Raw genomic sequence first — 14,688 nt, forward strand, 5'->3', positions numbered from 1 at the left:
GGCCGTATGGCCGATTTCAAATTAATAGTATTTGTAGCGCTCATCCGTTATCTCCACTTTATCGATAACCGACTGGCTCAATGTCGTATTCGCCTTGGTCGTGGCATCTCGGATGATCTGATTCTCATAACTTGAGTAGTCACCAATTTCGGCAGCTTCAGATCTTGATTTCATTTGAATCATAACAACGCCTTTCTCGTCCACCACATAGGGTGCTGTCCAATCGCCCTGATTTTGTAAGGCGAAGGCTGCACCAATGGCTTCAGGAGCATTGCCGCCCGCAATCTGTACATCACCCAATTTCAAGGATGAAACATTTTGTTGCTGCGCTTCCACTCCGTAAGCAGAGGCCACTTGGCTGGCATCGCCTGATAGTGAAGACAGCTTCGATTTGATAAACTCGGCTTTCTTTTGATTTCTCAGAATACCCTCAATTTCAGATCTCACGGTAGCCATTGACTGAACACCAGCCTCTGTTCGATCAGAATAGACAGCAACTACGTACTCATCACCTAGTTCAAAATCCTTTACATCTCCCATAGTCGCTTCTCCATATAACCAAGAAACTACTTGTCTTGCTTCGGTTAAACGACCAATGGTCACTGCATTCTTGTCAATGTCTGAACCTGAGAAAACAGCATAGCCTGCTTCTCCTGCCTTATTTCTAAATTCATCCGGGCCGTACACTGTAGACGCAAACTCAGCAGCTTCCAAGTAGGCAGCATTTTGGGTCTCAAAAGATGGAATCATTTCGACAACTACCTGAGCGACAGTATATCTATTGCTGATCTTTGCCTCATCGACGCGCACAATGTAAATGTTGTTGTCGGTCTCTATCAATTTATTGATCAAGCCTTTTCTTGTTCTGGCAAAAACATCAGAAGCGAAATCTGCGACGTTTGAATCTTCATTGCTTACCCAGCCCATGTCACCACCAGCATTCGCATAAGCACCTTCTGAATTCTCTCTTGCCAATTCGGCAAAATCTCCACCATTTCTTAGCTGACGAAGAACGCCATTCGCTTTGGTTCTTTTCGCTGCAACATCCGCAGCGGCTAAACCTGCTTTGCTAAAAGAGATCATGCTCACTTTGGCAAACTGTCGATCTGTAGGGACAACGTCCACCACTTTATGTACGGAATAAATACCTTCTGACAGGTCCGGTCCGATCACCTGGCCAGCTTGCACATCTGGCAGTAATTCAAGCACGGCCGTTGGCAATGCAGTTGGATCGTAAGTAGAATAGCCAAGCCCCTGCTCAGTCATGCTCATGGCATAAGTAGAGTCATTATTCTCCGGATCGTTGAATCTTCTGACCACATCTTCCATTTGTGCTTGATAGGATGCAGAATCAGTAGCAGATGCCACTACAGGAAATGAGATGTAATCGATAGAACGCGTTTCTTCAACCGTGTACTTATCTTCGTTAGCACTCAGGTAAGCGCTGATCTCAGCATCAGTGATCTCACCGATCTGCTCATTTGTTACTGTTGAGAAAGGCACGTAAACGTAGTCTACATTCAAGAAAGCCAATTGCTCCCTGTATCGTCTCTTCGCTTCTTCCAAGGTGGCATATTCTGTCTTTGAGATCAGGTTGGTGAATTTTTGCATTCTCCTGCTCACCATGGCTTGCTGCTCAGCATTCGCAAAAATGAACTGCTCATTCGGATCAAAATCCAAGGATTGAAGGTATCCTTTGATCGTATTGATGTCCGTGGTACCCAATCTCTGCATAAAGAAATTCTGAATTGTCGGCGATAAGTTCTTTCCCTGAACCATGTCGATTCGTTCGTTCGTACTGATTTCTAAGCCCAGTTCTTCTAATTTCTTCGAGAACGCAATATCACGCACCAACTGATCCCACGCCTGGTCTCTAACAAATTGCATGGTGCTCTCATTAGAGGTTGAAATGCCGTAATAGCGCTTCAAGTTATCGACGATGATCGCGTACTCTTCCTGAGAGATGGATTCTCCATCTATTTCTCCTACTTCTCTTTTATTGGTTCCTAAGATTGATGATTGCGGCCCTAAAAGGTCACCGGCAACAAAGGCTAATATTGATAAACCCACTACGACTACCACTAGTCGTCCCATCTTTTCACGCAGCGTATTGATAATTGCCATCTATACAAATTTTAAATAGGCGCAAACATACTTTAATTATCCACTAAAATCAAAGGAAAAATGAGACAAAACTGCCTTAAAATCAGTCTTCTTGCCTTTGTGCAATGGTGAACATGACATTGTCGATCTTGGTGTCTTCCATTGTCATAATTTTCATGCTATAGGGAGGTGACTCTACCACTTCATGAACTTCTGGAATATCCTCCGTTATAGACAAAATGAACCCGCCTAAGGTATCGTATTCGCCTTCAGGAATTTGCCAGCCATAGGTGTCGTTCAGGTAGTCGATCTCATGCCGTGCACTTAATATGTAATTGTGCTCATCTATTTTTTGCTCCACCCAATCCTCGTCATCGTCGTGCTCGTCCTGGATCTCACCAAAGATCTCCTCGATCACATCTTCCATGCTGACGATACCACTGGTGCCCCCAAACTCATCGACAACCAAGGCCAAACTCTTTCGCTCCTGAATGAACTGAATCAACAACTCATTGGCCAAAACAGTCTCGGGTACAATAATGATGGGCTTCAGGAGGTCTGAAATCTGTTCCGGTTTTTTAAAAAGGTCCTGAATATGACAAAAACCGATCACGTCATCGATGGTTTCCCGGTAAACCAAGACCTTGGAGTGACCACTCTCGATCACTTCTTCTTTCAATTCTTCGATAGAGTCTTCTATGTCAACAGCCGAAATCTCTGTTCTTGGAATCATGCACTCGCGAACTTTGATGGTTTTAAATTCTAAGGCATTGTTAAAGATCTTTGTATCGAGTTCTACCTTGGCTTCTTTCACATTGGCCTCATCATTTCTGTTGATGTAGTTGCCAAGATCGGTAAGTCCGAAGACCTGCTTGTCTTCTGAGTAGGGTTGACGAAGTACGAAGATGATGATGAATTTGGACATCTGCTCGATTAGCCACACCAATGGAAACATCACCACAAAAACCACCATGATCGGAATGGACAAGAAATTGAGCAAGTTGTTCGGGTTGATGAGGAAGATGCTCTTTGGTGTAAACTCCGCCGTGATCAACACAATGATCGTAGAGATCACCGTCTGCAAGAGCACTACCGAAGTTCCGCTATTGATGGCTTCCGGCAATTTAGCCGCGATCAGGGGTTCCAAGAAAAAAGCCATGTAAATACCGTAGATCACGAGAGCAATGGTGTTTCCCACCAATGCTGTATTGATGAGTCGAGAAGGCTTTTGGGTAAAGAAAGACATGATTCGTCCTCCCAGCTTCCCTTGTTGGTTTTCTAGTTCTACTTGAAGTTTATTGGCAGAGATGAAAGCGATCTCTGTACCTGAAAAAAAAGCTGAAAAGCCTAGTGTAACGAGTATAATGCTCAGATTGTATGGGTCCATTAACGTTTTCGCTTGCGGGCTTTTGGTTTTGCTTGTTGCTCGGCCTCTTTTCTTTTGGCGCGTCTATACCTTACTAAAAATAACATACTCAGCGATACCATGAAAAAGAAATAGGAATAAGTGATTCCCCAAGTCATGGTCAAGTGAACGCCGACAACAAAAAAGACGACGCATAATGAAAAAAGTATGGTGTCTCCTAAATTATTCATTTTCTCTAATTATGATTTCACTATCCCGTGGGTTGATCAATTCGTAGGTGGAAAAATCTTGAGGCGCCTTTAGACCTTCGGCTAAGACCAACTCCTCCGGGGTTTCAATCGTAACAAACTTATCTGTATAGATCAGTTGTTTTTCCGGGTCCCAAAATAACTCCTCAGAGCTTAGGTTCTTGTTTTCCACAAGGTCGCGGACCAGCACATCGCCTCTCGCACGATAGATGTTATCTTCCGCTGCTTTGAATCCTTCGCGCGCGGTGATCTCTGAAATGGCAATCCCCAACTTACTGTAAAAGATCACCTTGATCCCTTCTGGAAATTCCAAATCTCCATTTTGATGTTGGATCTGTCGAGCGCCGGTCAATCGTACCTTCAGGATAGTCGAGTCACTCATCAACACTTCAACACCGGTTGATTCAAAAGCCGGACCTTGGTATTCTTCCATTTCCGCCAGCTTGGTTTCTTCAGTGCTACATGCTGAGGAAAAAACCAAGGTCAGGAAAAGCCCAATATTTAGTAGTGCTCTGTTCATAAAAAAACGGTCTTCTCCGATAACGAAGAAGACCACTTTATGGATTTATTTTTATTCCTACTCAGTAGGACGCTTTTTCAGCGCAACTGTTTTCTGAATCCAACAGCCCACTTTAATGGATTGCCCTTCTTCCTTGTTCACTGTGAATATATCCCCAATTGTTGGGAACTGCTGCATGGCAGAGTTTTGCTTCAATTTGGCCACAGGTCCGTTTCCTGCCATTAGGTAATAGTCGTAAGCAGCGATGAATCGCGCCCTGTCATCTACCTGACTCACTCGTCCATCACATTCCGATGAACCAAAGACCATGTCACCAATCATGATGTACATGTCTTCTTTCAAGGTCGGATCAACTTCTGCAGCTTGGATCGCATACTTTCTCGCTTCCGCTTTTTCCCCTTGAATTCTGAAGGTAGTTGCCAATTGCTTCAAGGCTTTTCCTTTGTCTGTATTATCATCTGTCAATTCAATAGACTTCATGAAATACTCTTTAGACTTTTCAAATTCCTTGTCAGCACCAAACTTTGTCCCTAACATGTACCCTACGCCATAGTTCGGGTTACTGTCAAATACCACTTCCGCCGCCTTGGTAAACCATTCGGCATCTGTGCATCCTCCATCGAATGCAAAAACGAAGATCTTATTGGCCAATTCAGCGTCTGCTGGATTTGCTTCAAATTCCGGTACTAGTTTCTCAACGATAAATTCACAGTCGATCAAGCCTAGATCAGCCAATTTTTCGTCAATAAACTCTTTGATCTGGTCGTATCTCTTCGTCGACTTTCCAGCACTTTTCGCCTTAGCGATCTGGTAGTCGATATGCTCCGTACAACGGTCATAGATTTTTAGGATCTCATCATCAGAGATGCCGATGTTCCGTGCATAACCGATCACCGCCATGTTCATATTGTATCGACCAAGACTATAAATGGCCTCATTACCCATTAAGGCATAGGCCTCATCAAATAGGTCAAGGATGTAACGTGTCTTGTCAGATTCCTTATAATAGAACATGAAGGCATCATTCGCTTGTCTATCGATTACCTCGGCCTTAGAATTGGGGTATTGTGCATACCTCATTCCATACAGATCCATCACCTTTTGGGCATTGGCCATCTGCTCGGCTTCGTCTTTTGTATTCTTAAAAGACTCCTTATACACTTTGATCGCGTTGATGTATAATGATTCGCTAATCGATGGATACTTTTCAAGTAGCATCTCTAGTCTTGATTTAGCGGCATCAAAGTTTCCTTGTTTGTAGCTGTCATCAAACAAGGTCCACAGCTCCTGTGCGTCACTTCTCTGCTCTGGATCTTCTGGCCAAGTAAATTGTGCCGAAGCGCCAAATCCTACTACCATCATCATCACAATGAATAGAGCTTTTAGTCTCATAATTATCGTAGTTTTAGTTAAATCTTGTTCTAGAGAACCAGGTTACATCCTGTAAACTGAATCCCAAATATACTTTTATATATCTTTCTCTGACCAAATCGCCAGAAATCGAGCCTCTTTGGCCTAAGGTGCCTCCTAAGGTGACATGACTCAGACCCCAAACGGCATTCAATGGTAAAGATGCTCCAAAACTTATGCCAATATCGTCAACAGTTGAATTAGAGATCAGATAAGGCGTTTGTTCGTAATGAAAGCCGAATCTATAAGTAATTCTTTTGATTTTACTTGTAGATTGAAAATCCGGTAATAATTCTCCACCAACGGCAATTCTGAAGCTTTCTCCTAAATTTTCGTTTGGTTGTCCGTCCGATCTTCTATACTGCGTCCAATCTTGGGTATGAAAGTCTATCCCAACGGCGATCTTACGTGCAATTTCATAACTGACTCCTAAACCAATGCGCTGCGGTATAGCAAGTTGCGTCTCCACATTGTTTAGCAAGGTATCTGTACTGAAAACACCACCATTGTTGGTTTGGTTTTCAAGTGTGACAAAAGATCGCTGCCTTAAATTGTAGCTTGGCTGGTAATATCCTCCAAAGTTGATGTACTTGAATTCCCCAATCAACATTTTATAAACAGCTCCTAGTGAGCCAGTTACCTGACTAAATGTCGCCGTTCCGTTCACCACTGAATTGCTAAACGCCGTTTGAGGTAATCCTTGTAAAAAAAATCGATCTTCTTCTTGAATCGACCCAAAAATGTAGTCCAATCGTAGGCCTAGCAACAGGTTACCAAAACGAACAGCGTTGTTCAAACTCACCTGATCGATCCCTCCGCCACCGGTTACTTCCGTTATTGCGGTGCTATTTTCAGGGCCTGCTTCTGAAACAGTAAAACCATAGCCTACATTCGTATACGGCTGGAGACTTAGGCCCATGTTCCATCGACCCAACACAATAGGTGCGTTTACACCGAAATCTTTTAGTCCTCCTGTAGCCCGGGTATATGATTGCGTTCCTTTTGTATGCGTGCGAATGTCTCCGGCCGATCCGATCTGAAAGACCGCTTCCAAATTTGTAGCCCCAAGTGCGGGGTTGATGTTGTTTAAAAAATGGCGGGCATTATACGTCACACCGAAACCACCCATACTGGTATTGTGAGAATAACCTCCCCAGTTCACATCTCCCAAACCGAAGATGGAATAGGCAGACTGCGCATTTTGGGCAGTTGATGGTTTATAGATAAAAATGCCCATTAAAAGGGCAAAAATGAAGACTAATTTGTTATGCATTGTATGTCGATACCCCATTCATTCCAACCAGCACTATTTCAGGGGCTACAAAGATGTCAGATTTTATTTTAGATTCAAATAATTGAGCATCTCCGCCTGTCATAATGACCTTTAAATCAGGAATTTTTAACATTAATTGAGAGATATGGTGCTCTATTTCCCCCACAATGCCAAACAACACACCATTGTTCATATTTTCCATCGTAGACTTGCCAATCATTTCTGTTGATTCGGAAGGCGTTAGCAATGGTAAATTAGCCGTAAATTCATTCAGGGCACGAAACCTCATTTGAAGGCCAGGAGAGATCATGCCTCCTTGAAAGGTTGCCTCATGTACTAAGTCATAAGTGATGCAGGTTCCCAAGTCAATGATCAATGCACTTTGATCTGGGTAAAGGACATGCGCCCCGATGGCAGCGGCAAGCCGATCCATGCCGAGGGTATTCGGCGTAGTATACGACAGCTTTATGGGTATCAGACTGTCGGCGTTCAGGAATAGCGCTCCGGCGAGACTGCTGACCTTGGCCAGTAATTCCTGCTTACTTTGCTTGACCGAACAAACCGAGATACGTTCAAAGGTCTTGCTTTTGATCAAAGACTCAAGTGCAGATAGATCACTCAACCGATAGAGCTCGACCAGTTGCCCTTTTTGAAAAGTTGCTGCCTTGATGCTTGTATTCCCTATATCTATCGCTAAGTTCATTCCTTAATTTTGTCATTATGCCTAAAGCAAAGGTAACATCTAAATTTAGCGTTCTTGGTGTCATGTCAGGTACTTCTTTAGATGGTCTTGACCTGGCACTCACCACCTTTATCGAAGAGCAGGGTCAGTGGCACTATGTTCTTGATAAGGCAACCTGCATAGGCTATCAGCCTACTTTAAGGAGGGCCTTGGAGCAATCCATCGAGATAGATGCCGCTGCTTTGTGCCAGTTGGACAAAAAGCTTGGTCGATACATTGGGGAACAAATCAAAGAATATTTCAGTGGAGCATCGATCGATTTTATTGCCTCGCATGGTCACACGATCTTTCATCAGCCGCAAAAAGGCATCACGTTGCAGATCGGATGTGGCCATGAGATCTATAAGGTAACCGGTATACCGGTGATCTATGATTTTAGGAACAGAGATGTTCAACTGGGTGGGCAAGGAGCTCCACTTGTTCCAATTGGCGATGAATTACTCTTTGGGGATTTTGCCGCTTGCCTTAATCTTGGTGGCATAGCCAACTTGTCATTTCGACAAAAGGAACTACGCGTAGCCTTCGACCTGATGCCATTTAACAAGGCCTTGAACTCTTTGGCAAAAGAGGTAGGGAAGGCCTACGATGAGAATGGCCAACTTGCCCGAACCGGCTGCTTGAATGAAACGCTGATGCGTAGCCTAGACGCCATACCTTATTACCAAAAAGAAATACCAAAGTCTTTGGGTATTGAGGACTTTCAGAACAACTGGTTTTCATTGATCAATCATGAAAATATTTCACTTGAAGACCGCCTCCACACCTATGTTTTACACGCGGCCAAACAAATTGGCCATGTCTTCAATCAACACCTCAAAGAGGAAGACAAAGTATTGGTTACAGGGGGAGGCAGTTACCATACATTCTTTATTGAATCGTTAAAAAGAACATTTCATGGAAGCCTTTCCATTCCCTCTTCTGAACTTATTGACTACAAAGAAGCCCTGATCTTTGCCTTTATGGGACTCATGAAACGGCTCGGAAAAACGAACTGTTTGGCTTCCGTTACAGGTGCAAGTAGCGATTCAAGTGCTGGGAAAATGGTTGGTTTTTAATGAAAAGTTAATCCTCGCTTGGCCGTTGATATCAATCGATTGCTTATCATTGTGCCTGCTATCCTCATTTTCAGCCTTGGATATCATTGGCAATTTGGTAAATTAAGCGAGGGATCTATTTTAGCGCCACTTCAATACTACATGAGACGCAGCTTTTCATTACTCTTCATGCTCACCACCTTTTGGCTTGCCCATCTACCACAGGCAAAAGCGTCGGTAATTGCTGATGGTTATCCTGAAATCGAGTGGCAAGAAAATCATTCGTCAGAAGATGAGGGCCATGGAGATAGCGGTCATGGCGATCAAGCGGCGGATGAAGAAGAGCACGGACATGCACCTCCCGGATGGACGGTCATCCCGTTTTTGCTTTTATTGGGCATGATTGCCACTGGGCCTTTATTTTATGAACACTTCTGGCATAAAAACTACCCCCTAATTGCTGTTGTTCTAGCCTGTATTGTCGTTCTCTATTACCTTTTTGTATTACAAGATACGCATGCTCCTGTGCACGCTTTAGCCGAATATGTGCAGTTCATCGCATTACTGAGTTCATTGTACATCGCTTCCGGCGGTATTATGATCAATGTAGATAAGCAAGCAACGCCAATGGCCAATATTACGCTATTGCTGATCGGAGCGGTAGTTTCAAACTTTATCGGAACCACCGGAGCCTCCATGCTGCTTATCAGACCTTTCATTCGACTCAATAAGGGACGGATTCAACCTTACCACATCATCTTTTTTATTTTCATGGTAAGTAATATTGGAGGTGCGCTGACTCCCATTGGAGACCCCCCACTCTTCTTAGGCTTTTTAAAAGGCGTTCCTTTTGAGTGGACCCTAGTGCATAATCTGTTGCCGTGGGCCTTTGCATTGATCCTTTTAGCTGTCATTTTCTATTACTTCGACAAACGCAATAAGGACTTGGACTACCTTGATGAGGTTCCGGTATACACCAACAAAACCACACTGATCGGAAGCAAGAACTTTTTATGGCTGGGGATCATTATCATTTCTGTATTCATTGACCCTAACGTGATCGATGGCGTGCCTGCCATAGAATACGATGGCATGAAGTTCTCCTTTATCCGCGAGCTGATCATGTTTTCCGTAGGGTTCTTGTCATTTAGGTTTGCGAATAAAAAGGCCTTGAGCGGAAATGAATTCAATTTTGAACCCATCCGCGAAGTGGCTTTCATTTTCATTGGTATTTTCGGCACCATGATGCCCGCGTTGGCGTTAGTCAGTGAGTTTGCACAATCGGAAACGGGTGCGGCAATGATCGGAGCCAACTCTCTTTATTGGGGGACAGGATTCCTTTCCGGCTTCCTGGATAATGCACCGACATACTTGAACTTCCTGGCTGCAGCATTGGCTTCACAGGGAGGAAGCATCAATGTCATAACCGACGTGCAAGCCTATGCTGCGGGAGGCACGTACACCGACTCTGTGATCAACCTTACCGCTATTGCTGTAGGTGCAGTATTCTTTGGGGCAATGACCTATATCGGCAATGGGCCCAACTTCATGGTCAAGTCGATCGCGGAGCAGACAGGCATCCATATGCCTTCATTCTTTGGCTATATCTTAAGGTATTCCATTCCCATTTTGATTCCTATTTTCATTCTGGTCTGGCTGCTCTTCTTTGTAATCTAGCCGAACAATTCATCTACATTCTTTGTATATTAACTACATGAAGAGTTTCTACTGGGACATTTTTCTAATGGTTTTGACCTATGGAATCCTCTCCTATTTGAGCATTCGCCTGATGAAGCGTAAGCGCAGAAACACGAATGGCAATAATGATGGTGGCATGAAAAGACCTGAGCGGCCGATTATACCGGACTTGCCCGATGGTGTAGTTTGGCCAGATGATGTGTCAGAAGAGGAACTTGTGTCTTAAGCCTTATTACACTTTTTACAAACCCCACTGATCAAATAATTCGCTTCGTTGAAGCTAAAGCCATTCGGAAGTCGAACATCTGGAATTTGTACATGATCCAAGCAGGTGGTCTCACCGCAAGAAGTACATTTGAAATGAATATGATCGTGATGGTGTCCTGTTGTGGTACAGGCATCATCACATAAGGCATAATGCATGACCCCGCTATCGTCGAGCACTTTGTGGATCAAGCCTTTATCCAAGAATGATTTGAGTGTTCTGTAAATGGTTACCCGGTCGTACTTTCCATCCAACTCGGATTCAATATCGCCATGTGCAATGGCAACGGAGTGATTCAAAAAGATGGACACCACGTCTGCCCTGCTTTGCGTTAACCGCAGCGCATGATCTTGCAACAATTGTTTGATGTGATTATTCACTGCCCAAATATAAGGCAGCCCTTGAAACTGGCAAAAAGCCCTGTCTTTAGTTTTTAGGCTTTTGATCTCCTCCGGATCTGCCAATAATTCTTTCCATCATCTTTTTCTCAAAAGCCCAGAAAAACTTGAATTGTCCGAAGCACCAACCGATCAAAGGTAAGGTCAATTGGTAGACCGGGAAAATCAATAAGATCCTTACCGGCCAGTAAATGAATGCATTGGTATCGCCTCGTTCCAAGCCAATAAAGCTGGTGACCGGGTTGGCTACCCAAGCAGCAAATGATCCGTTGATCGCAAATACAATGAGAATGGCCAAGAGATCAATATTGGATTGAATCTTCCATTTTTCTTTCAACCGATCCAGCATTTTTTGTTTTTCCAATACCCTGATTTTGCGGCAAAGGTAATAAGCAAATGACTTTTGAAAAGAAATCCCTTAAATAACCGCTCATTAAAAAGTTGATTAGTCTATGGGTTCAACTCATAGAATTCGATATCTTCATAACACAACAGGAAGAACCATGAATAAGATTGAGAATTATAAACGCATGCTCGTCGGTCTGGACTTGACCGAAATGGACGAACATGTAGTCCGTTATGCCTGTCAAGTGGCTCATGCTTTTAAAATAGAAGCGATCTACTTTTTTCATGTAACTTCTACCCTTGAGCTTCCAGATGATGTTATCGAGAAATATGGTGATGTCGTAGCGCCTGTTGATGAAACCTTGGAAAAAGAAATGGAAGAAACCGTTGGCAAGTGCTTCCAACCCATTGAAGGACTGAGCATGGAGATAGAAGCTCATGCCGGTCAAGTCACAGAAGAAATATTAAAATGGGCAAAAGTAAAACGCGTCGACCTGATCGTACTGGGCCGAAAAAATGTTTTATCAGGTTCGGGACTCAATTCCAAAAAAGTAGCCAAAGCCTCCTCTTGCTCGGTCTTATTCGTCCCTGAAAAACCAACAGATAAATTAGAGTCAATTTTAGTACCTGTCGATTACTCAAAATATGCCGAAATGGCCTTCAATCTGGCCATTTCTATCCAAAAAAGTACAGGGGCAAAAATTCTGAGCAATCATGTCTACAAAGTGCCAAAAGGATATTACAAATCAGGGAAGTCATACGAAGAGTTTGCAGAGATCATGCTCGAAAACACCAAGAAAGAGTGTAAAAAATTCTTTCGGCAGTTTGATCTAGATGGCGTTGATTTTGAAAACACCTTTGCTTTGGACGACGACATACATCCAGCAGATAAAATTTACATTACGGCAAAAGAAAAGGATGTCGACTTGATCATTCTGGGGTCAAAAGGGCGTTCTGGTGCTACGGCACTACTGATCGGTAGCGTAGCTGAAAAACTAGTCATGGAAGACAGTGACATTCCTCTTTTCCTTGTTAAAAAAGGTAATGAGAATGTGAGTTTACTCGAGGCTCTTTTTAGACTTTAAGGTAAAACTACCTCTGCTTCCACCTTAACGTCCAAATCCTTTTTGAGAATCATCTTTTTTCTCGTATAAATGGAAAAGTGATCGAGAGCCAGTTTACGCTTGAAGTGGTTGAAATGTAGGGTCAGTTCATTGTTGATTTGATACACCATGTTTTCATCGGAAGAGATGATGCGCACTACGAAGAGCTTTCCATCTCGAAAACTACATTCCATCGACTTCACAAAATCATCTTTCTTATTGGTGGTGTACACGACCTTTTCAATCCCATCAAACGCCTGCAAGGTATCTATGTCATAGCTGTTGAGAAGTCCCACTTTGTTGATGTCAGATTGATAGAAAACCTCAAGTTGCAACTTCCATGCGGCCATGGAATCTAATGTCAACACGACAGTTTCTGAATCGTCATTGATCACCGTTTTCTTTTCCAATTTTGCTTTTTGCCCAATGAGGTCCTCTAGGACTTGATCCAAGGTACCTTCAAGATCAAAATACGCGTTGACCTTTGCCTTCTCCTCCAGCTCTTCTGTGGAACAGGCCGAAAGGAAGATCAAGAACCCTAAAAGAGAGATCAGTTTCTTCATAGCAATTCGTCGCCTGTCATTTCTTTTGGTTTATCGATCCCCATCAATTTAAGGATAGTCGGAGCCAAATCACCTAGCTTGCCATCTTTGAGCTGTGGTCTCAAGGTATGGTCCACTACAATCAAGGGGACAAGGTTAGTCGTATGTGCCGTATTTGGCGAGCCATCAGGATTGATCATGATATCCGAATTGCCATGATCTGCGATCACAAGGGTTACATAGTCATTTGCAAGTGCCTCATCGATCACCTGCTTCGCACAAGCATCTACAGTTTCACAGGCCTTTACTGCTGCATCAAAATCACCGGTATGTCCTACCATGTCGGCATTGGCAAAATTGAGACAAGTAAAATCTACTTCGCCCTTTCTCAATTCCGGAATAATGGCATCGCAGATGTCTTGCGCACTCATCTCCGGTTGCAGATCGTACGTGGCTACCTTTGGCGATGGACACAGCAATCGTTTCTCTCCATCAAAGACGGTTTCCCTTCCTCCACTAAAGAAGAACGTTACATGCGGGTATTTTTCTGTTTCGGCGATCCTGATTTGCTGCTTACCAGCCATGGACAGCACCTCTCCCAAGGTCATTTCCAAGTTATCCTTATCAAAGATCACCTGAACGTCATCAAAGGTGTCATCATAGTTGGTCATGGTGACATAATTGAGGTCGAGCTTGTGCATCCCCTCTTCAGGAACATCCATTTGTGTTAACACTTGTGTGATCTGGCGGCCGCGGTCCGTTCTGAAATTAAAGCAGATCACGACATCATCGGATTCGATCCTGGCCAAAGGCTCTCCCTCATGTGTAGCAATGATGGGCTTAATGAACTCATCCGTAACACCTGCCTGGTACGAAGCCTCTACTGCAGCCAGCACATCCGTTGTTTCTTGTCCTTTGCCATTGACCATGGCATCATAAGCCAATTTCACGCGCTCCCATCGTTTATCACGGTCCATCGCAAAATAACGGCCCGTCACAGAAGCTAATCGCACACCACTTTTTGTCTCAAGGTCTTTTACTTCTTTTAAAAAACCCAATCCGCTTTTCGGGTCTGTATCTCTTCCGTCGGTAAAAGCATGAACATAGGCTTTGGGCACCTCCAGGTCATGACAGATCTTCATTAGGCCAATCAAATGGTCGATATGGGAATGCACCCCGCCGTCTGAAACCAAGCCCATGAGATGGACCTTTTTGTCATTTGATTTGGCATAATTCAAGGCTCCCAATAGTGTAGGGTTTTGAGCCAATTCTCCGCTTTCAACCGCTTTATTGATCTTGACCAAGTCCTGATACACTACACGGCCAGCTCCAATATTCATATGGCCTACTTCTGAGTTCCCCATTTGTCCTTCAGGAAGCCCCACAGCCAAGCCTGAAGCTTCTAACTTGCTATGGCTATACTGCTTGTATAAACTATCAACAAATGGTGTGTTGGCTTTGTCGATGGCAGAAACAGTTTTGTCTTTCGCTAAACCCCAGCCATCTAGGATCATCAGAAGTACTTTTTTGTTCATGTCCCAAATATAAATATTATGAGATGGTTTGCCCCTGCCGAGCAATTGTATTAATTTGAAGTTCAACAAATCGAAAAGTCGCTGATTTTGGCACCATTTTCGTTTA

Annotated in this window: 14 protein-coding genes; 4 read left to right on the forward strand and 10 right to left on the reverse strand. The window is 43.6% G+C overall.

Annotation, left to right across the window (positions count from 1 at the left end; translation table 11 throughout):
* Positions 1-21: 21 nt before the first annotated feature.
* The 6 genes from AC2D6U_RS10510 to AC2D6U_RS10535 all read right to left on the reverse strand — a co-directional run bounded on the left by AC2D6U_RS10510 (position 22) and on the right by AC2D6U_RS10535 (position 7,623).
* Positions 22-2,124, reverse strand: a complete 2,103-nt coding sequence (locus AC2D6U_RS10510; RefSeq protein ID WP_484720939.1) for a peptidylprolyl isomerase — start codon at positions 2,122-2,124, stop codon at positions 22-24.
* Between the two features lie 82 nt (positions 2,125-2,206).
* The gene (locus tag AC2D6U_RS10515) at positions 2,207-3,490 is read right to left on the reverse strand and encodes a hemolysin family protein (RefSeq protein ID WP_484720940.1); all 1,284 of its coding nucleotides are present in this window, start codon (positions 3,488-3,490) and stop codon (positions 2,207-2,209) included.
* Between the two features lie 201 nt (positions 3,491-3,691).
* Complete coding sequence (gene lptC, locus AC2D6U_RS10520) at positions 3,692-4,237, reverse strand: LPS export ABC transporter periplasmic protein LptC (RefSeq protein ID WP_484720941.1); 546 nt, start codon at positions 4,235-4,237, stop codon at positions 3,692-3,694.
* Positions 4,238-4,294: 57 nt separating this feature from the next.
* On the reverse strand, positions 4,295-5,629 hold the full coding sequence (locus AC2D6U_RS10525; RefSeq protein WP_484720942.1) for a tetratricopeptide repeat protein: 1,335 nt from the start codon (positions 5,627-5,629) through the stop codon (positions 4,295-4,297).
* Between the two features lie 13 nt (positions 5,630-5,642).
* Positions 5,643-6,920, reverse strand: coding sequence for a BamG family beta-barrel-assembly machinery protein (bamG, locus tag AC2D6U_RS10530; protein ID WP_484720943.1), 1,278 nt, complete (start codon positions 6,918-6,920; stop codon positions 5,643-5,645).
* Positions 6,913-7,623, reverse strand: a complete 711-nt coding sequence (locus AC2D6U_RS10535) for a type III pantothenate kinase (RefSeq protein ID WP_484720944.1) — start codon at positions 7,621-7,623, stop codon at positions 6,913-6,915. The genes bamG and AC2D6U_RS10535 overlap by 8 nt, the downstream gene beginning before the upstream one ends.
* A 17-nt stretch (positions 7,624-7,640) precedes the next feature.
* Between AC2D6U_RS10535 and AC2D6U_RS10540 the strand changes: the two genes are divergently transcribed.
* The 3 genes from AC2D6U_RS10540 (at position 7,641) to AC2D6U_RS10550 (ending at position 10,620) form a co-directional block, all read left to right on the forward strand.
* Positions 7,641-8,717, forward strand: coding sequence for an anhydro-N-acetylmuramic acid kinase (locus tag AC2D6U_RS10540; protein ID WP_484720945.1), 1,077 nt, complete (start codon positions 7,641-7,643; stop codon positions 8,715-8,717).
* Positions 8,718-8,858: 141 nt separating this feature from the next.
* Entirely contained in the window at positions 8,859-10,373 is a 1,515-nt protein-coding gene (locus tag AC2D6U_RS10545) for a sodium:proton antiporter (RefSeq protein WP_484720946.1), read from the forward strand.
* 37 nt (positions 10,374-10,410) lie between these two features.
* The gene (locus AC2D6U_RS10550; protein WP_484720947.1) at positions 10,411-10,620 is read left to right on the forward strand and encodes a hypothetical protein; all 210 of its coding nucleotides are present in this window, start codon (positions 10,411-10,413) and stop codon (positions 10,618-10,620) included.
* Here AC2D6U_RS10550 and AC2D6U_RS10555 read toward each other — a convergent pair.
* Together AC2D6U_RS10555 and AC2D6U_RS10560 are read right to left on the reverse strand one after the other, a co-directional pair.
* Complete coding sequence (locus AC2D6U_RS10555; RefSeq protein ID WP_484720948.1) at positions 10,617-11,123, reverse strand: Fur family transcriptional regulator; 507 nt, start codon at positions 11,121-11,123, stop codon at positions 10,617-10,619. The genes AC2D6U_RS10550 and AC2D6U_RS10555 overlap by 4 nt on opposite strands.
* Positions 11,086-11,421 carry a DUF6787 family protein gene (locus AC2D6U_RS10560; protein ID WP_484720949.1) on the reverse strand — a complete coding sequence of 112 codons (336 nt, stop codon included), beginning with the start codon at positions 11,419-11,421 and terminating at the stop codon, positions 11,086-11,088. The genes AC2D6U_RS10555 and AC2D6U_RS10560 overlap by 38 nt, the downstream gene beginning before the upstream one ends.
* A 139-nt stretch (positions 11,422-11,560) precedes the next feature.
* Between AC2D6U_RS10560 and AC2D6U_RS10565 the strand changes: the two genes are divergently transcribed.
* Complete coding sequence (locus AC2D6U_RS10565; protein WP_484720950.1) at positions 11,561-12,487, forward strand: universal stress protein; 927 nt, start codon at positions 11,561-11,563, stop codon at positions 12,485-12,487.
* Here AC2D6U_RS10565 and AC2D6U_RS10570 read toward each other — a convergent pair.
* Positions 12,484-13,068 (reverse strand): hypothetical protein, encoded by a 585-nt coding sequence (locus tag AC2D6U_RS10570; RefSeq protein ID WP_484720951.1) that lies wholly within the window; start codon positions 13,066-13,068, stop codon positions 12,484-12,486. The genes AC2D6U_RS10565 and AC2D6U_RS10570 overlap by 4 nt on opposite strands.
* Positions 13,065-14,582, reverse strand: coding sequence for a 2,3-bisphosphoglycerate-independent phosphoglycerate mutase (gpmI, locus tag AC2D6U_RS10575; protein WP_484720952.1), 1,518 nt, complete (start codon positions 14,580-14,582; stop codon positions 13,065-13,067). Before gpmI ends, AC2D6U_RS10570 begins: the two co-directional genes overlap by 4 nt.
* Positions 14,583-14,688: the final 106 nt, after the last annotated feature.

The sequence above is a fragment of the Roseivirga sp. YIW32 genome, from assembly GCF_057219245.1.